The 16,388-nt window shown below is 67.1% G+C and carries 20 protein-coding genes and 1 riboswitch; of the genes, 4 read left to right on the top strand and 16 right to left on the bottom strand.

Features of this window, described 5'->3' with window-relative positions; all coding sequences use genetic code 11:
- The first annotated feature begins 4 nt into the window (after positions 1-4).
- Positions 5-1,108 carry an HD-GYP domain-containing protein gene (locus CV_RS16005; protein ID WP_043596520.1) on the top strand — a complete coding sequence of 368 codons (1,104 nt, stop codon included), beginning with the start codon at positions 5-7 and terminating at the stop codon, positions 1,106-1,108.
- 5 nt (positions 1,109-1,113) lie between these two features.
- On the opposite strand, the gene CV_RS16000 is transcribed toward CV_RS16005, so the two are convergent.
- Positions 1,114-2,139 (bottom strand): magnesium transporter, encoded by a 1,026-nt coding sequence (locus CV_RS16000; protein WP_011136792.1) that lies wholly within the window; start codon positions 2,137-2,139, stop codon positions 1,114-1,116.
- Positions 2,140-2,216: 77 nt separating this feature from the next.
- A riboswitch (M-box (ykoK) riboswitch) is annotated at positions 2,217-2,381 on the bottom strand.
- A 318-nt stretch (positions 2,382-2,699) separates the two neighbouring features.
- Between CV_RS16000 and CV_RS15995 the strand changes: the two genes are divergently transcribed.
- Complete coding sequence (locus tag CV_RS15995) at positions 2,700-3,479, top strand: HAD-IIA family hydrolase (RefSeq protein ID WP_043596517.1); 780 nt, start codon at positions 2,700-2,702, stop codon at positions 3,477-3,479.
- A gap of 21 nt (positions 3,480-3,500) precedes the next feature.
- Here the strand turns inward: CV_RS15995 and CV_RS15990 are convergent, their stop codons facing one another.
- From CV_RS15990 to CV_RS24140, 7 genes are all read right to left on the bottom strand, one after another.
- The gene (locus CV_RS15990) at positions 3,501-4,898 is read right to left on the bottom strand and encodes an MFS transporter (RefSeq protein ID WP_011136790.1); all 1,398 of its coding nucleotides are present in this window, start codon (positions 4,896-4,898) and stop codon (positions 3,501-3,503) included.
- 103 nt (positions 4,899-5,001) lie between these two features.
- The gene (locus CV_RS15985; protein ID WP_011136789.1) at positions 5,002-5,601 is read right to left on the bottom strand and encodes a hypothetical protein; all 600 of its coding nucleotides are present in this window, start codon (positions 5,599-5,601) and stop codon (positions 5,002-5,004) included.
- Between the two features lie 111 nt (positions 5,602-5,712).
- A complete protein-coding gene (locus CV_RS15980; protein WP_011136788.1) occupies positions 5,713-6,165 on the bottom strand; it encodes an aminoacyl-tRNA deacylase in 453 nt (150 codons plus the stop codon).
- Positions 6,166-6,182: 17 nt separating this feature from the next.
- Entirely contained in the window at positions 6,183-6,806 is a 624-nt protein-coding gene (locus CV_RS15975; protein ID WP_011136787.1) for a LysE family translocator, read from the bottom strand.
- A gap of 86 nt (positions 6,807-6,892) precedes the next feature.
- Complete coding sequence (locus CV_RS15970) at positions 6,893-7,825, bottom strand: LysR family transcriptional regulator (RefSeq protein WP_011136786.1); 933 nt, start codon at positions 7,823-7,825, stop codon at positions 6,893-6,895.
- A gap of 141 nt (positions 7,826-7,966) precedes the next feature.
- Positions 7,967-8,443: a hypothetical protein gene (locus CV_RS24145; RefSeq protein ID WP_256595702.1), complete on the bottom strand. Its 477-nt coding sequence runs from the start codon at positions 8,441-8,443 to the stop codon at positions 7,967-7,969.
- Positions 8,386-8,781, bottom strand: coding sequence for a hypothetical protein (locus tag CV_RS24140; protein ID WP_011136784.1), 396 nt, complete (start codon positions 8,779-8,781; stop codon positions 8,386-8,388). The genes CV_RS24145 and CV_RS24140 overlap by 58 nt, the downstream gene beginning before the upstream one ends.
- A gap of 408 nt (positions 8,782-9,189) precedes the next feature.
- On the opposite strand from CV_RS24140, the gene CV_RS15960 reads away from it, so the two are divergent.
- Complete coding sequence (locus CV_RS15960) at positions 9,190-9,867, top strand: type 1 glutamine amidotransferase domain-containing protein (RefSeq protein WP_218567036.1); 678 nt, start codon at positions 9,190-9,192, stop codon at positions 9,865-9,867.
- Between the two features lie 51 nt (positions 9,868-9,918).
- Positions 9,919-10,332 carry a MerR family transcriptional regulator gene (locus tag CV_RS15955; protein ID WP_011136782.1) on the top strand — a complete coding sequence of 138 codons (414 nt, stop codon included), beginning with the start codon at positions 9,919-9,921 and terminating at the stop codon, positions 10,330-10,332.
- A gap of 114 nt (positions 10,333-10,446) precedes the next feature.
- Here the strand turns inward: CV_RS15955 and CV_RS15950 are convergent, their stop codons facing one another.
- From CV_RS15950 to CV_RS24295, 8 genes are all read right to left on the bottom strand, one after another.
- Positions 10,447-10,941 (bottom strand): BON domain-containing protein, encoded by a 495-nt coding sequence (locus tag CV_RS15950; protein ID WP_052278860.1) that lies wholly within the window; start codon positions 10,939-10,941, stop codon positions 10,447-10,449.
- 199 nt (positions 10,942-11,140) lie between these two features.
- Positions 11,141-12,757, bottom strand: a complete 1,617-nt coding sequence (gene groL, locus CV_RS15945; RefSeq protein WP_011136780.1) for a chaperonin GroEL — start codon at positions 12,755-12,757, stop codon at positions 11,141-11,143.
- 29 nt (positions 12,758-12,786) lie between these two features.
- The gene (gene groES, locus CV_RS15940; protein WP_011136779.1) at positions 12,787-13,104 is read right to left on the bottom strand and encodes a co-chaperone GroES; all 318 of its coding nucleotides are present in this window, start codon (positions 13,102-13,104) and stop codon (positions 12,787-12,789) included.
- Between the two features lie 169 nt (positions 13,105-13,273).
- A complete protein-coding gene (locus tag CV_RS15935; protein ID WP_011136778.1) occupies positions 13,274-13,900 on the bottom strand; it encodes a hypothetical protein in 627 nt (208 codons plus the stop codon).
- Positions 13,901-13,997: 97 nt separating this feature from the next.
- Complete coding sequence (locus tag CV_RS15930; RefSeq protein WP_043596513.1) at positions 13,998-14,225, bottom strand: TIGR02450 family Trp-rich protein; 228 nt, start codon at positions 14,223-14,225, stop codon at positions 13,998-14,000.
- Positions 14,212-14,748: a lipocalin family protein gene (locus tag CV_RS15925; RefSeq protein ID WP_011136777.1), complete on the bottom strand. Its 537-nt coding sequence runs from the start codon at positions 14,746-14,748 to the stop codon at positions 14,212-14,214. The genes CV_RS15930 and CV_RS15925 overlap by 14 nt, the downstream gene beginning before the upstream one ends.
- Positions 14,749-14,756: 8 nt before the next feature.
- Positions 14,757-16,286, bottom strand: a complete 1,530-nt coding sequence (locus CV_RS15920) for a cryptochrome/photolyase family protein (RefSeq protein WP_218567035.1) — start codon at positions 16,284-16,286, stop codon at positions 14,757-14,759.
- Positions 16,283-16,372, bottom strand: a complete 90-nt coding sequence (locus CV_RS24295; protein ID WP_230623759.1) for a DUF2256 domain-containing protein — start codon at positions 16,370-16,372, stop codon at positions 16,283-16,285. Before CV_RS24295 ends, CV_RS15920 begins: the two co-directional genes overlap by 4 nt.
- Positions 16,373-16,388: the final 16 nt, after the last annotated feature.

Genomic DNA, 16,388 nt, shown 5'->3' with positions numbered 1-16,388 from the left:
GGGGATGATGGAGAGGGCGACCGTGCTGATCGTCGACGACGCGCCGGAATGCCTGGCGGCGCTGGGCGAGCTGTTGCAGCCGCATTACCGGGTGCTGGTCGCCAATGGCGGACCGGCCGCGCTCAGGCTGGCCGAGGGTCCTATCCGGCCCGACCTGATCCTGCTGGACGTGATGATGCCGGAGATGGACGGCAGGGAGGTGTTCGCCGGGCTGCGCAAGCGCGAGGCCACGGCTGCGATTCCCGTCGTTTTCGTCACCGCGATGAATGAATGGAGAGACGAACTGCTGGGGCTGGAATCCGGCGCCGTCGATTACATCACCAAGCCCATCATTCCGCCGCTGGTGCTGGCGCGCGTGCGCACCCAGCTGGAGCTGAAACAGGCGCGCGACCGCCTGAGCGACCAGAACCGCTGGCTGGAGGTCGAGGTGTCCCGCCGCATGGCCGAGAACGATCTGACCCAGCGGATGGCCATCCACGCGCTGGCGCGGCTGGCCGAGATGCGGGACCTGGAAACCGGCAACCATCTGTTGCGCACCCAGGGCTACGTCGATGCGCTGGCGAGGCGCTTGCGGGAGTTGCCGCGCTACCGCGGCGAGCTGAGCGAGCGGCGGATCGAACTGATCGCCCGATCCGCGCCGCTGCACGATATCGGCAAGGTCGGAGTGCCGGACCGCATCCTGCTCAAGCCGGGCAGGCTGGACGCGGATGAATGGGACATCATGCGCAGCCACGCCAGGCTGGGCGAGCAGGCGATCGCCCAGGCCGAGCGCGACATCGGCCACCAGGTGGAGTTTCTTTCCTGCGCCAAGCAGATCGCCGGCCACCACCACGAGCGCTGGGATGGCGGCGGCTACCCGGACGGGCTGGCCGGCGAGCGGATTCCGCTGCCGGCCAGGCTGATGGCGCTGGCCGACGTGTTCGACGCGCTGATCTCGCGCCGCTGCTACAAGGCGGCGATGTCGTTCGAAGAAGCGAGGGGGCTGATCGCCGCCGGGCGCGGCAGCCAGTTCCAGCCGGAGCTGGTGGACTGTTTTCTCGACGGCTTCGACGACTTCGCCGCCATCGCCGCCCGCCACGCCGACGAGCCGGAAGCGGTGGCGGGCTAGCGCGCTCAGGCCAGGTCGGCGATGACCAGCTTGGCGATGTTGAAGTAGATCACCAGGCCGGTGCCGTCGATGAAGGTGGCGATGAAGGGCGCCGACACCACGGCAGGGTCGATGCGCATCTTCTTCAGCACCATGGGGATGATGGATGACACGATGGCGCTCCACACCGTGATGGCCACCAGCGTCAGGCACACCACCAGCGCCACCTCGTTGCCGACGCCCAGCATCCAGGCGCGGAACAGGCCCACCAGGCCGATGGCCAGCGCGATCATCACCGAGGTGGTGACCTCCTTGCGCAGCACGGCGGCCAGATTGCGCAGCCCCACCTCGCCGACCGCCATCGCGCGCACCAGGGTGGAGGTGATCTGGGTGCCGCTGTTGCCGCCGGTGCCGATCAGGAGCGGAATGAAGAAGGCCAGCGCGATCACCGCTTCCAGCTGTTCCTCGAACACCTGCAGGATGGTGCTGGTGTAGGCCTCGGCGGCGAACAGCAACAGCAGCCAGGGCAGGCGTTTCTTCCACAGCGCCCACGGGCTGGTGGCCAGGTAGGGCGTGTCCAGCGGCAGGCTGGCGCCCTGGCGCTGGGCATCGTCGGTTTCCTCGTCGCGGATCAGCGACGCGATCTCGCGCTCGTACAGCGCGCCGGCCAGCTTGCCGCCGCGCACCACCGGCACGGTGTCCGGCGATTTTTCCTGCAGCTCCGGCGCCACGTCGCGGCGCAGCTGGCCGGGCTCGACCGAGTAGTCGATCGGCTGCATCAGCTCGCAGACCGGGCGCGCGTCGTTCCGCTCGGTGAGCAGGGTCTTCAGCGACAGCCGGCCGTGCAGGAAGCCGCTGTCGTCGGTGACGAAGATCTGGGCCGGGACGTCGTCGTCGCGCAGCTGGCCCAGCATGTGGGCGCGCGCGTCGCCCGCCTTCATGCCGCGCCGGAGCGTGATCAGCGACGCGCTCATGTAGGAGGCGACGGTTTCCTTCAGTTTGATTTCCGCCGCTTGGCCGGCGGCGAGGGTGTGGCTTGCTACGTAAGTCATGGTGAGAAATTCCCCGTTTAGCTGTTTGAACCGCAAACAGTTCTCAATGGGGGCGACAACCAGGAGGAGAGTGCAGAAAGCGATCTCCGCGTCTAGGTTTTGGCACTATGCAACGTATCCGTTGGAAGTCACTTTGGGCTAAACCTTAATCCGATAAAGCCTGTCCTAACCTTGGGCGTCTCTCGACGTCGTCAGATCAGTGACCTGTGTTTGCATAGGAGCCTCGCCGAACGAGACACTGCATCTTTAAATGATGGATGGACGCCGCGGCCGATGGCCGGGCATCCCGCCGGCCGATGCCGCGAGGGGCGTCCGCCGGACTGACGGTCTGAACGGGAAATGTGCTGTTCGTTCCATGGGTTTACGGTCTGTTGGCAATACAGTGCGTTCGCATGCGGAATTTCCCGCCATCTTGCCATCCGGTAGCTCTCCGGCATGCCGGACCTGGCCGGCGCGGCGAGGCTGAGGCGCGGCCATGCTATGCTGTGGCCGTTGCGGCGGCATGCCGTAGCCCGCGACCGTGCCCGCGCAGCCGGCACCAAGTGTTCTGGATACACCGTATGAGCAAGAGCATCATTTCCGACATGGATGGCGTGATCTACCGAGGCAAGCAGCTGATCCCCGGCGCGCGCGAATTCATCCAGCGCCTGATCGACACCCAAACGCCCTTCCTGTTTCTGACCAACAACGCCGAGCAGACTCCGCTGGACCTGAGGCTGAAGCTGGAGGGCCTGGGCATTTCCGGCCTGACCGAGGACAACTTCATCACCAGCGCGATGGCGACGGCGATGTTCCTGAAAAGCCAGACCCGCAAGGCGATGCCCACCGCCTACGTGGTGGGCGGCGCGGGCCTGATCAACGAGCTCTACAACGTCGGCTTCTCGATTTCGGAGTCGCATCCGGACTACGTGGTGGTGGCCAAGTCGCAGACCTTCAGCTTCGAGCAGATCAAGAAGGCGGTGCGCTTCATCGACCAGGGCGCCAAGTTCATCGGCACCAACCCCGACATGATCGACCCGATAGAGGGCGGCGGCTACGAGCCGGCGGCCGGCACGCTGCTGGCGGCGATCGAGGCCGCCACCGGCCGGAAGCCCTACATCGTCGGCAAGCCCAACTCCCTGATGATGATGCTGGCCACCCGCAAGCTGGGCGTGCATCCGGAAGAGGCGGTGATGATAGGCGACCGCATGGATACCGACATCGTCGGCGGGCTGGAGGCCGGCATGAGCACCGCGCTGGTGTTGTCCGGCGTGTCCAGCCGCGCATCGATGGAGCAATTTCCCTACCAGCCGGACTACGTGTTCGACAGCGTGGCCGACATCGATCCGCAGGCGCTGTGACGGCCAGGGGCCGCCGGGCGCTTACGACAGCTGACCCGCTCCGGCTTCCGCGCGGGCCGGCGCGGCGGAGGCGAACGCCCGCGGGCTGACCCAGGCGCCGATCAGCGCCAGCAGCGCCGACATCGCCAGGATGGGCAGCGCGTCCGGCGGCGCGGACGGACGCGACAGCGCGTGGATCAGCAAACCGGCCAGCGCCAGCGCGATGCTGGAAGACAGCGCGTCGCTCAACTGCAGCGCCGAGGCGTTGCTGCCTTGCTCGTCCGGCCGGGACAGCTTCATCGTCAGCACCGACAGCATCGGGAAGCTCAGGCCTATCCCTAAGCCGGTCACCGCCCAGCCGGCTACCACCCATCCGGCGTGCAGCGACAGGCTGGCCGCGCCCAGCGCGAAGCACAGGCCGGCGCCCATCGCGGCGAAGCCCAGGGTCAGTCCGCGGCGGCGGGCGGCGTCGCCGCGCAGCCGCGTCTGGGTGGCGCTGCCTAGGCTCCACATCACCGCGCTGGCGGTGAGCGCCAGGCCGGCCGACCCCAGGCTCCAGTGGTAGCGGGTGGTCAGGATCAGCGGGACAAAGGCCTCGCTGGCGAAGAAGGCGGCGGCGATGAGGCCGCGCATCGCCACCACCGAGGGCAGGCCTTCGGCGGCGCGCAGGCTGCCGGCGGGCAACAGACGGCGCGCCGCGAAAAAGGCGAGGGCGAAGCCGGCCGCCAGCATCGGCAATATGTATTGCGTTTGCGGCAGATGGCTGCCGCCGTGCAGCGCCAGCGCGCCGCTGGCGGCCAGCAGGCTCCAGCCCAGGCGTCGCCAGCGCATCGGCTTGGCGGCGCCGGCCGGCGCCTCCTGCCGGCTCAGGGCGGGCAGCAGCAGCGCGCCGGCGACCGGCGCCAGCGCCGCCACCGCTAGGAACACCGCGCGCCAGCCGAAGATGTGGACCAGGCCGGCGGCGATGCCGGGGCCGATCAGCGCGGGCACCACCCAGGCGCCGGCGAACATCGCGAACAGCTTGGGATGCAGCGCGGGCGGCACCGCGCGCGACATGCCCACGTAGATGGCCACGCCCAGCAGGCCGGAGCCCAGCCCCTGCATCAGCCGCCCCAGCACCAGCGTGTACATGTCGGACGCCGCGCCCGCCGCCAGCAGGCCGGCGATGAAGGCGGCCAGGCCCAGCCAGGCGGAGCGGGCCGCGCCGTAGCGGTCGCAGATCTCGCCGCCCAGCGTCATGCCCGCCACCGAGGTGGCCAGCGTGCCGCCGAAGGCGATGGCGTAAAAATCCAGGCCGCCCAGCGCGGCGGCGACGGCGGGCATGGCCGCGGCGACGGCGATGGATTCGAAGGCCAGCAGCGAGATCAGCGCGATGCCGCCGATGCAGGCCGCGGTTCTGCCCTGGCTGAAGAGACTTTCGTTGTTGACGGATGGCTGCATGGGGAAACTCTTGTAGCGGTAGGAGCCGTCATGATGAAAGTTAAAGTTAACTTGAAGTCAAGAGCCTGCGCGTACGGCCGCAGCATGGCATCCGGCCGGCCGTTCACGCGCCGGGGCAGGCGTCGGGCAGGTCGTTCAGGTCCTGCTTGTCATGCCGGAAGCGGGCGATGGGCTTGCCCTTGCCGTAATCGATGTCGATCACGTACAGGCTGTCGAAGTCATTCTTGCTCCAGGCCGGCACCTGGGCCGCGCCATCCTTGCCGCCGTAGCGGCGCATGATGTCGGCGGCCAGCGCCTGCAGCTGTTTGTGCTCCCAGGCGATGTAGACCGTCTTGCCGTGGCGCAGCGGATTGAGCAGCTGTTGCTGCAGGCCGTCTATCGCCAGCATGTCGAACGCGGTGTTCACCGGCAGGCCCAGGGCGATGGCGGTGGGTTCTATCGTCGCCAGCGGGCGGATGTAGTTGAAGGTGCCGGCCGGGTCGCGCTTCAGGCTGGCGGTGGACGGCGCGTAAATCTGGTCGGCCTTGCCGAATTTGGCCGGCAGCGTCTTGATCAGCGCCAGCGAGCGGTTCAGCCCCTTGCAGCTGAGCTGGCCGTAGCCGCCGTCCGGTTTTTCGCCGTGGCGCAGCATGACCAGCGTTTGGCTATCGGCGAAGGCGGGCGCGGCGGCGAGCAGGGCGAGGCAGAGTAGGGTGGTTTTCATTCGGGCGAATCCGTCGGCGGTAAAACGCCCATTTCGCGCCAGCGCCGCGCCGGATGCAAGCGAAATCGCAAATTCGCGCGGCCGGCATCTCGGCGGCGGCGCGCGGCGCGCTTACCCGTACCAGAGGGATACGCGGTTCAATTCCGCCAAGACGCGGGGAGAGATCTTCAGCGTCCTCAGCGGATCGCCGGCGCCGCCGTAGACGAAGTCGTGGGCCAGCAGCAGGCGGTCCATCGCGCAGGGCAGGTCCAGGCCCAGCAGCGGCACTGCGCCGGCGTCGCAGCCGGTGATGTCGCGGACGCGGCGGCGGTCGGCCAGGCGGGCGTGGCTGCGTCCGAGCAGTCGCGCCAGCTTGGCCCAGTCCAGGCCGTCTCGTCCGCCGGACAGGATGCAGGCGAAGATGTCGCCGTCCGCTTCCACGATCAGCGTGGGGGCGGTCTGCGCCAGCGCGATGCCGAAGTGGGCCGCGCCTTCCCGGGCCGAGCGCAGCGGCTTGTCGTGTTCCAGCACCTCGCCGCCGTGGCGCACGGCCAGCGCGGCGAAGGTTTGCGGATTCCATGCCATCGTTTTCTCCGTCATCGTCACACCACTAGGATGCGCAGGCCCAGCAGCAGCATCAGCGCGCCGCCGCAGCCGTCTATCCACCGGCTCTTGCGGTGCAGGCCGCTCAGGATGGACGGGTGGGAAATCAGCAGCGTCAGCAGCGCGTACCAGCCGAAGTCCAGCCCCATCGCGGTGGCGATCAGCAGCGCTTGGCCGCTGGCGGGCATGTCGGCAGTGACGAACTGGCTGAGCAGGGCGACGAACATCACCGCCAAATGAGGGTTGGACAGCGACACGGCCAGGCCGGTGCGCGCGGCGCGCCAGGCCGAGGTCGGCGCGGCGGCGGCGGTTTCGCCGCTGGCGGCCCGCGCCGGGCGGGACGCCGCCCGCAGGCCCTGCACGCCCAGCCACACCAGATAGGCGGCGCCGAGGCTGGAGATGATCTTGAACAGCAGCGGATGTGCCGCCATCACCATCGCCAGCCCCTGGGCGGCGGCCAACGCGTACAGGCCCACGCCCAGCGCGTGGCCCATCGCGGCGGCCAGGCCGCCGCCGCGTCCGCCGCGGGCGGTCTGCTGCAATACCATCGCCAGGCTGGGGCCGGGCGACATCGCGCCCAGCATGCACACGCCGGCGAATTGCAGCCAAATGGTCCAGGTCATGACTTTCTCCTTATTTGCTCGATGACAATCAGGACAAAGTCTATGGCGCGGACGCGGCGGGCAGAACCGCCATCGGCGGATAGCCGCTATGCGTCCCCCGCATACTTGCTGACGCCGTGGATCGAGTGGTACAGCACGTCGAACACATGGCCGCGGAACCAGCGGTGCGCCGGGTCCTTGTCCGCCCGGCCGTGCCACAGCAGCCAGTAGCGGTAGGTGTAGTCGATGAAGGGCAGGGGCTTGGCGCGCACCGGGAACTGGCGCTGGAAGCGGACGGCCAGGTGTTCCGGCAGCGTCAGCAGCAGCTGGCTGCGGGAGACGATGCTCAGCGCGGACACGAAATAGGGCGTGGCGATGCGGATTTGGCGGCTCAGGCCATTGCGCGCCAGCTGGATGTCGACGAAACCGTCCTTGTCGCTGGCGGAGCTGACGCGCGCGTGCGGCCAGGCCAGGTAGTCGTCCCGCTCCAGCGCGGGTTTGTCATGCAAAGGATGGTTGTCGGCCATCACGCACATCGGCTGGTCCTGGCCCAGCGATTTGCCGTAGATATTGTCCGGCACCTCGTCGGCGATGGTGGAGATCAGGTCGGCGGCGCCGTCCGACAGCAGGTCGAAACGGCCGGCCTGCCAGGGGATGAACTTCAGGCGCATGCCCGGTGCCTGCGGCAGCACCCGGTCCAGAATGTCCGGCAGCATGTATTCGGCCAGGTAATCGGAGCCGGCGAAGGAGAATTCCCGTTCGCAGGCGGAGGGATCGAACTGCGGCGGCTGGTATAGCTGCTCCACCTGCTCCAGCACCGCCTTCAGACCCAGGCGCAGCTCCTCCGCCCGCTCGGTCAGCACGAAGCGCTGCCCCTCGCGCAGCAGCAGCGGATCCTGGAACTGCGCGCGCAGCTGCACCAGGTGGCGGCTCATCGCCGACTGGGTCAGGCCCAGCCTGGCGGCGGAGCGGGTGAGGTTGCGCGTTTCCAGCAGCGCCTCCAGCGAGCGCAGCAGGTTCAGATTCAGGGGAGGGGACATGGGCATCCGTCATTCTTGGGCAAGGCCGCCGGCGGGCCGCCGTGCATGGCCGCGCCTGGCGCGGCGCGCCGGGTTGCTAGATCTGTCGATTGTGGAGCGGGCGCGGCGTTTAGGGAATAGCCGGGCGAACGTCGCAAGCGTTCAGCCTGGCTGATTTGGCGCTAGCGCGATGCGGATACGGCGTGCGCTTTGATCCAGCGGCGGTTGCGTACAGTCCGCATCTTGGCGTCCCACTGCTGCCGCAGCAGCGCCAGGGCCGGGGCGACATCGGGCCAGGGGTGCTTGCCTTGGCTGAGGCGGCGCAGCTGGTATTTCACCATCGCCATATAGCCGACCGAGGCTAGCATCGTGTTTTTCCAAGGTATGGCGCGCAGCCGGGGCGCGGCCGTCGCGGGTCTGGCCGTGCATGGCCAGCGCTTCGTAGCTGCCGCCGGACAGCTCGATCAGGTCCAGGCCCAGCGGGTTCAGCATGGCCACCACCTGTTTGGCGTCGTCGGCGCTGAAGCCGCCGCGCTGGAAATCGGCCGAGTTGATTTTCACCGACACGGAGAAGCCGGCGCCTACGGCCTGGCGCACTTCGCGGACGATGTCCAGCAACAGGCGGGCGCGGTTTTCCAGGTTGCCGCCCCAGCGGTCGGTGCGCTGGTTGGTGATGGGGGACAGAAACTGGCTGATCGGTAGCCGTGGGCGGCGGCGGCCCACTGCTCAAAACGCTCGCCGAATCGCGCCGACTCCAGCACCACGCCGCCTGGGCCGGTCATCGCGCGCCGGTCCACCATGACGTTGCCGGTGATGATCAGCCCCGCGCCGCCTTCTGCCCAGGCGCGGTACAGGCGGATCAGTTCTTCGGACGGCGCGTGGTCGCGGTCGGCCAAGTTTTCCTCCATGGCGGCTTTGGCTAGGCGGTTCGGCAGCAGGCTGCCATTGGGCAGGGTGAGGGAAGCGAAGGGATTCATCGTTGTCTCCAGGGGAGCGATGAGTGCACGATAGGATTAAAGCCAACTTTAAGGTCAAGCCTGTCGGCGCAGAATTTTTCCTGGCCGCGGGAAAACTGTTTTCTAGATCATATGCTTGCGCGCGTGAGGCGCTGGGCCGGGGGCATGAGGGCGGGCGGGAGAGCGCTGGTTGACATTCAAGCTGGCTTTAAGCTTAGCATGGAGTCTGTCGCCCGCTTTCATGCCTTTGGAATTGAGCCGACAGGGGAAATGGCGCGATGTACTATGATCCAGAAGGTGCCGCACCATGCCCATTTTCAAGAACCCTCTCTGGTAGCCATGTCCATGCCAATCATGCAAACCGCCGCAGCAGACCCCGCGTTTTCGGCTTCGCAATCATCCGCCGGCGCGGGCAAGATCCTGATGGTCATGACCAATCATGACCGCTATCCGAGCCGAGCCGAGCGCACTGGATTGTGGCTCGCCGAGCTGACGCACGTTTACGATGTGCTGGAGGCTGCCGGCTATGCCATCGATTTCGCCAGCCCGAACGGCGGCGCCATTCCGCTCGACCCGCGCAGCCTGGGTTGGCCGCATGCCGATGCCGCCGCCAAGGCCCGCCTGAACGACCCGTCCTTCATGGCGCGGCTGCAATCGACCCAGGCGGTGGCCGACCTGGACCCGACGGTTTACCGCGCCATCTTCTACACCGGCGGCCATGGCACGATATGGGACTTCCGCGGCAACGCCGATCTGAAGCGCGTCGCCGAAAGCATTTACCGCAGCGGCGGCATCGTCTCGGCGGTGTGTCATGGCTTGGCGGGCCTGCTCGATCTGCAGGCGGAGGATGGCAAGCCGCTGCTGGAAGGCCGCCGCGTGACCGGCTTCTCCAATCTCGAAGAGTCGCTGTCCGGGGTGAAGGACCAGGTGCCCTACCAGTTGCAGAGCGAGATGGAGGCCAGGGGCGCGCGCTATGAGAAGTCGCTCCTCCCCTTCGGCAGCTTCGCGCTGACGGACGGCCGCCTGATCACCGGCCAGAATCCACGCTCCAGCAAGGCGCTGGCCCAGGCTTTGCTGGCGGCGCTGCGCAATGCGCAAGCCCGGTAGGCCGGCCGTGTGATCCGACGAGATTCAGGCAAGGGCCGAAGCAGGAGCGATATGAAAATCGGAGAACTGGCCAAACGGAGCGGCATGGCGGCCTCGGCCATCCGCTTCGATGAGTCCAAAGGCTTGTTGCAGTCGGCCAGCGGCCAGGCGAACGGTTATCGGGACTATCCTCCGGAGACGGCTGCGGCGCTGGCCATCATCCGCGACGCGCAGCAGTCCGGCTTCTCGCTGGACGAGATCAGGCAGATTCTGCCGGCGGGCGTTTCATCCTGGCGGCACGACGAGTTGTTGGCCACGCTCAGGCGCAAGGTGGCGGATATCGAGTCGCTGCAGGCGCGGCTGGCGCAGAACAAATCGCACATCCAGTCCCTGATCCAGCTGATCGAATCCAAGCCCGGGGACATGGACTGCGCCGACAATGCCGCCAGAGTGATGGCGGTCATGGGCATTGGCGGCGACAAATAAGGAAGCCCTTTTTAGGCTGGGCGCGTCAACGGCAGCCTGTCCCGCTCAGCGCCGGAATAACCAGACCATGGGTGCCGCGCGGTCACCCGCAGAGCGAAGCTTCCCCCCTCGCCGTTATCGTTCGGGCATGACGGCATAGTTCGGTTTGCCGGCGCCGACGATGATGTTGGCGATCACCAGCTGCACGTCCGGCGTCTGCTTGATGAAGGCTTCGATGCCAGAGGCGGCATTCCGGCTGCGGACGCAGCCTTCCACGTAAACGAAGCGGCGTTGCACGGTCAGCCACAGACTGGCGTTGGCGAAGCGACGGCTCTTGGCGAATCGGCGCCGCAGATCGGCGGCGATATCCGCGTCGTACATGTAGGCGTTGGGCTTCGCGCATTGTTTGGCCAGCCAGCAGCTGGTGCCGCGCTCGATGCGGGAATGCGCTTGCTGTTTCATTTCCGCCTCGGTGGCGAACGGTCCCAACGGCGCCGGGCAGGCGGCGATGCGGCCGCGCACCTGGATGAACGGATCGTCGAACCAGTTCTTGAGCGGCGGTGCGGCAAGCGCCGCGGCGCAGGCCAGCAGCAGGCAGCCGCCTAGGCTGCGGAGGACGAGGGCGCGCATGTATGGAGTGGCAGGGTCTGTGAAAAGGTTTGCCTTGCCCGGCAAGGCGGCTAGTTCTTTTCAGCATTGTTGAGAGGGATCGGGTCCGTCAAGGCGAGAGTCTGAATGGCTCGTGCCGCCATGGAGCTGAGGTTTCCGCCACGAAAAAAAGCCCGCGCCTGAGCGCGGGCCAATGAGGAAAGGGGACCAGATCGGCGGATCAGTAATCCAGCTCCGCCGGGGCTTTGGCCTTGCTGTCCTGCCCCGCTTCGGCCACGGTGGCGTCGGTAGTCAGGATCAGGCTGGCGATGGAGGCCGCGTTTTGCAGCGCGGTGCGCGTCACCTTGGTCGGGTCGATCACGCCCATTTCCACCAGGTCGCCGAACTGGCCGCTGGCGGCGTTGTAGCCGTGGTTGCCCTTGCCCTCCAGCACCTTGTTGACGATCACCGACGGCTCGTCGCCGGCATTGGCGGCGATGGCGCGCAGCGGCGCTTCCAGCGCGCGCAGCACGATCTGGATGCCGGCGTCCTGGTCGGGGTTGTCGCCCTTCAGCTCCTTGATGTGGGCGCGGGCGCGCAGCAGGGCCACGCCGCCGCCGGCGACGATGCCTTCTTCCACCGCGGCGCGGGTGGCGTGCAGCGCGTCGTCCACGCGGTCTTTCTTCTCTTTCATTTCCACTTCGGTGGCCGCGCCGATGCGGATCACCGCCACGCCGCCGGACAGCTTGGCCACGCGCTCCTGCAGCTTCTCGCGGTCATAGTCGCTGGTCGCCGCGTCGATCTGGGCGCGGATGGCTTGCACGCGCGCGTCGATCTTGGCCTTGTCGCCGGCGCCGTCGATGATGGTGGTGTTTTCCTTGCCGATTTCCACGCGCTTGGCGCTGCCCAGCTCGGCCAGGCCGGCTTTTTCCAGCGTGAGGCCGGTTTCCTCGGCGATGACGGTGCCGCCGGTGAGGATGGCGATGTCTTCCAGCATGGCTTTGCGGCGGTCGCCGAAGCCCGGAGCCTTGACGGCGGCCACCTTCAGGATGCCGCGCATGCTGTTCACCACCAGGGTGGCCAGCGCTTCGCCCTCCACGTCCTCGGCGACGATCAGCAGCGGCTTGCCGGCCTTGGCCACTTGCTCCAGCACCGGCAAGAGGTCGCGGATATTGCTGATCTTCTTGTCGTAGAGCAGCACCAGCGGGTCTTCCAGCACGGCGGTCTGCTTTTCCGGATCGGTGATGAAATACGGCGACAGGTAGCCGCGGTCGAACTGCATGCCCTCAACCACGGCCAGCTCGTTGTCCAGCGACTTGCCGTCCTCGACGGTGATCACGCCTTCCTTGCCCACCTTGTCCATCGCGTCGGCGATGATCTTGCCGATGGCTTCGTCGGAATTGGCGGACAGCGCGGCCACCTGGGCGGTTTCCTTGCTGTTGGTCACCGGTTTGGACAGGGTTTGCAGTTCTTTGATTACGGCATGGACGGCCTTGTCGATGCCGCGCTTCAGGTCCATCGGGTTCATGCCGGAGGCCACGTATTTCATGCCTTCCTGCACGATGGCCTGGGCCAGCACGGTGGCGGTGGTGGTGCCGTCGCCCGCCACGTCGGCGGTCTTGGACGCCACTTCCTTCACCATCTGCGCGCCCATGTTCTCGAACGGATCCTTCAGTTCGATCTCCTTGGCGACAGACACGCCGTCCTTGGTGATGTGCGGCGCGCCGAAGCTGCGCGCCAGCAGCACGTTGCGGCCTTTCGGGCCCAGGGTGACTTTCACGGCATCGGCCAGCACATTGACGCCGTTGACGATGCGCTCACGGGCGTTGTCGTGGAAGCGGACTTCTTTCGCAGCCATGGTTTAACTCCTGTGATGATGGTGAGAAATCAGGCAGCCTTGCGGCCGGATTGGGATGCGTCTTCAACGACTCCGAAGACATCCTCTTCGCGCAGCACCAGGTATTCCTGGTCGTTTAGCTTCACGGTCTGGCCGCCGTATTTGCCGAACAGCACCAGATCGCCCACCTGCACCTGCATCGGCAGCAAGGTGCCGTCCGGCAGGCGCTTGCCGGGACCAACGGCGAGAACTTCACCTTGTTCCGGTTTTTCCGCGGCGCTATCGGGAATGACGATGCCGGAAGCAGTCTGGCGGACCTTTTCGACCCGCTTGACGATAATCCGGTCGTGCAGAGGACGGATTTGCATATCAATCTCCTGTGCGATTCAGATCATTGGAAACGGTATGTGAGACCGGCCTGCCGCAGGCGCGAACAGGCCCGCGCTTGCCGGTCAAATTCAGCCAGGGCGGCTGACGAATGACGAAGTAAGGGCGGGCCAAAAGCTTTTCAAGAGGTTTTTTGCAGAAAAAATCCGGCTAAAGAATGATGCGTTCGACACGGCCGAAACGGTATTCGGTCCGGGCCGCCTTGCCGCCGCGGCAGGCGCGCGGCGCGAGCGGGCAGGGGGGCTGGCGCAGCCCGGCCTCGCCCAGGGTGTCGTCTTCGGCCAGATCGCGCCACAATCCGCCATGCACAGGCCGGAACTGCCAGGAAACATAACCGCGGCGGGCCGCCAGCCGCATCATCTCCGGTGCGTCGGGCGCCTCGGCCACGATGCTTTCCTGGCCGTCGATAGGCGGCAAATCCCCGAAAGCCTGGCGGCAGGCCAGTTCCTCGCCGGCGGCGGCGCCCATGGTATTGCAGCCGCGCCGCTCGTCGCGCAGCAAGCTCCACGCGCCCAGCTGCCAGGCCGCGTCCAGAATCTCTTCCTCCACCCGCGACAGCGCCTCCCACCTGCGCGTCAGCTGCAAGGCCGACGCCGGCACTTGCCGCAGCATACTGGTGTCCGTCCGCGCGCGGTCAGGGGGCGATTGGCGGAAGCCATGCCAATGCAGCATCAACAGCAGCGGCGTATCGGGAAAGGGGACCGCGCTGAGGCTGACCGCGAACAGCGGCAGGCGCATATGGCGGATCTGGGCGGACAAGGTATCGAACAACTCCATGGCGACACTCCATGACAATGGATGCGAAGACATGTTTAAACGATAAAAACATTGCCGGCGCGAGGCAAGCCCATGCTGTGCGGCGATGGCCAGGTTTTCATTGCCAACCTTGCAGCCATTGGTCCGTATCCCGCAGCGCCTGCCACGCCATGGTTTGCCGACGCCGGCTATGCACCGCCTCCAGCGTCACCGTCTCCACCGGCGCGTCCGGCGCCGGCCGGCCCAGCGCCACCACCAGGAAGTGCTTCTCCCGGTTGCGCGGCGCGGCGGCGGTCCATTTGCTCAGCAGCAATTTTTCCGGATTCAGCCGCCTAGTTGTCGCCACGGTCCTGCCTCACCCAGATCAGCTTGTCGGCCGGCACGCCCAGCCTGGCGGTTACCGCCAGCAACGCCGGCTTGGCGGCGGGCGCGGGCTGCTTGTCGCGCGACAGCAGCCACAGATAGTCCTTGTCCGGCCCCACCACCACCGCCCAGCGGTAGCCGGGGTCCAGCGCCGCCACATGGTAGCCGCCGTAGAACGGGCCGAAGAACGACACTTTCAGCGAGGCGACATCGGCAGGGCCGTTGAACCAGGCCTTGCCGACGGCTTGGCGCCAACTGGCGGCGGCGGCGTCGTAGCCGCGGTTGACCACGCGGATGCTGCCGTCGGCGTTGCGGCTGTAGTCGGCGCTCACCGCCTGCAGGCCGCGTTCGAAGCGGTGATCCAGGCGGGCGATTTCATACCAGCGGCCTTGGTAGCGTTCCAGCTGGAACCCCCGCACCGGGTCGATGCCGGACGGCGGCGCGGTGGAGCAGCCGGTGAGCGGCAGCAGGGCGATGGCGAACAGCGCGAGCGGTTTTCTCAGCATGCTTGACCTCACAGTGCGTCTAGATCGGCTTGCAGCGCGGCGGCGCGCGCGGAGATGGCGGCGCGTTCGGCTTCCGGCAGCTTGTCCAGCTGGCGGTAGACCAGCGCCAGCCGCGGATTGGCGGCCAGCCGCGCGCGGTGGCGCTGGAAAAAATCCCAGTACAAGGCATTGAACGGGCAGGCGTCGGCGCCGACGCGCTGCTTGGGCCGATAGCGGCAGCCGGCGCAGTAATCGCCCATGCGGCCGATATAGGCGGCGCTGCCGGCGTAAGGCTTGCTGCCCAGCAGCCCGCCGTCGGCGAACTGGCTCATGCCCAGCGTGTTGGGCAGCTCCACCCATTCGAAGGCGTCGATGTAGACGCCCAGATACCATTCGTGCAGCGCCTGCGGCGACAGGCCGGCGATCAGGCCGAAATTGCCTATCACCATCAGCCGCTGGATGTGGTGGGCGTAGGCGTCTTCGAGCGATTGGCCGATGGCGTGGGCGAGGCAGCGCATGCCGGTGTCGCCGTCCCAAAACCAGCGCGGCAGCGGCAGCCGGTGATCCAGCGCGTTGCTGTCGCGGTAGCCGGGCATCTTGGCCCAGTACACGCCGCGCACGTACTCGCGCCAGCCCAGCAGCTGCCGCGCGAAGCCTTCCACCGCGGCCAGCGGCGCGTCCCCCCGGCGCCAGGCGGCGACGGCGGCGTCCACCGCCTCGCGCGGATTCAGCATTTTCACATTGAGGGCGAAGGACAGCAGCGAATGGAACAGCCGCCGCGCGCGCGGGCTCATCGCGTCCTGGTAGGCGCCGAAATGCGGCAGCGCGTGTTCGACGAAGGCGCGCAGCTGCGCCAGCGCCTCGGCGCGGTTGAGCGGCCAGCGCAGGGCGTCCGCCTGCGGCTGGCCGAAGCTGTCCACCCCGGCGTCGACAATGGTTTGCCACAGCCGGCTGTGGTCATGCTCGGGACGCGCATCGTTTGGTTCGGGCGGGTGGCCGGGCCAGCGCTGGCGGTTGTCGGCGTCGAAATTCCAGCGCCCGCCGGCGGGCTCGCCGTTGTCGTCCATCAAAATGCCGTGCTGGCGCCGCAGGTGACGGTATAGGGTCTCCTGCCGCCATTGCCGCCGCGCGCCGAAGAACGCCGCCGCCTCGCCGCGCGCGGTGTAGAAGTGCTCGCTGTCCGCCATGCGGCAGGGTATGGGCAGGCCGGCCGCCCATTCCGCGAGCTGGCGGTCCAGCCGCCACTCGTCCGGGGCCTGGTACTCCACCGCCGCCGCGCGGTAATGGGCGATCAGCGCGTCCAGATTGCCGATCAGCGACTGGCGGTTGCTGGCGTCGTCTATGGCCACGTAGCGCACGCGGTGGCCTTGCGCTTTCAACTGGGCGGCGAAGTCGCGCATCGCGGCGAAGATGGCCAGGATTTTCTGCGCGTGGTGGCGCACGTAATCGGTTTCCTGGCGGATTTCCATCATCACATGCACCACGTTGGCGTCGGGCTCGGCGAACCAGCTGTGGCGGGGATTGAGCTGGTCGCCCAGGATCAGCCGCAAGGTGGTCATGCGGCTTTGCCTTTCCGGCGGCGGCAGCGCTCGGAGCAATACTGGACAGCGTCCCAGCTGGCGCGCCATTTTTTGCGCCAGCTCATGGTTCGGCCGCAGCCG

This window comes from Chromobacterium violaceum ATCC 12472, from assembly GCF_000007705.1.
Classification (GTDB): Bacteria; Pseudomonadota; Gammaproteobacteria; order Burkholderiales; family Chromobacteriaceae; genus Chromobacterium; species Chromobacterium violaceum.
The sequence above is the reverse complement of the archived record's forward strand: the minus strand, read 5'-3'. Positions and strand labels throughout refer to the sequence as shown.

Coding starts and splice junctions, on each gene's coding strand:
- CV_RS16005 (WP_043596520.1), top strand. CDS start 5: ATGATGGAGAGGGCGACCGTGCTGATCGTCGACGACGCGCCGGAATGC.
- CV_RS16000 (WP_011136792.1), bottom strand. CDS start 2,139: ATGACTTACGTAGCAAGCCACACCCTCGCCGCCGGCCAAGCGGCGGAA.
- CV_RS15995 (WP_043596517.1), top strand. CDS start 2,700: ATGAGCAAGAGCATCATTTCCGACATGGATGGCGTGATCTACCGAGGC.
- CV_RS15990 (WP_011136790.1), bottom strand. CDS start 4,898: ATGCAGCCATCCGTCAACAACGAAAGTCTCTTCAGCCAGGGCAGAACC.
- CV_RS15985 (WP_011136789.1), bottom strand. CDS start 5,601: ATGAAAACCACCCTACTCTGCCTCGCCCTGCTCGCCGCCGCGCCCGCC.
- CV_RS15980 (WP_011136788.1), bottom strand. CDS start 6,165: ATGGCATGGAATCCGCAAACCTTCGCCGCGCTGGCCGTGCGCCACGGC.
- CV_RS15975 (WP_011136787.1), bottom strand. CDS start 6,806: ATGACCTGGACCATTTGGCTGCAATTCGCCGGCGTGTGCATGCTGGGC.
- CV_RS15970 (WP_011136786.1), bottom strand. CDS start 7,825: ATGTCCCCTCCCCTGAATCTGAACCTGCTGCGCTCGCTGGAGGCGCTG.
- CV_RS24140 (WP_011136784.1), bottom strand. CDS start 8,781: ATGAATCCCTTCGCTTCCCTCACCCTGCCCAATGGCAGCCTGCTGCCG.
- CV_RS15960 (WP_218567036.1), top strand. CDS start 9,190: ATGACCAATCATGACCGCTATCCGAGCCGAGCCGAGCGCACTGGATTG.
- CV_RS15955 (WP_011136782.1), top strand. CDS start 9,919: ATGAAAATCGGAGAACTGGCCAAACGGAGCGGCATGGCGGCCTCGGCC.
- CV_RS15950 (WP_052278860.1), bottom strand. CDS start 10,941: ATGCGCGCCCTCGTCCTCCGCAGCCTAGGCGGCTGCCTGCTGCTGGCC.
- groL (WP_011136780.1), bottom strand. CDS start 12,757: ATGGCTGCGAAAGAAGTCCGCTTCCACGACAACGCCCGTGAGCGCATC.
- groES (WP_011136779.1), bottom strand. CDS start 13,104: ATGCAAATCCGTCCTCTGCACGACCGGATTATCGTCAAGCGGGTCGAA.
- CV_RS15935 (WP_011136778.1), bottom strand. CDS start 13,900: ATGGAGTTGTTCGATACCTTGTCCGCCCAGATCCGCCATATGCGCCTG.
- CV_RS15925 (WP_011136777.1), bottom strand. CDS start 14,748: ATGCTGAGAAAACCGCTCGCGCTGTTCGCCATCGCCCTGCTGCCGCTC.
- CV_RS15920 (WP_218567035.1), bottom strand. CDS start 16,286: ATGACCACCTTGCGGCTGATCCTGGGCGACCAGCTCAATCCCCGCCAC.
- CV_RS24295 (WP_230623759.1), bottom strand. CDS start 16,372: ATGAGCTGGCGCAAAAAATGGCGCGCCAGCTGGGACGCTGTCCAGTAT.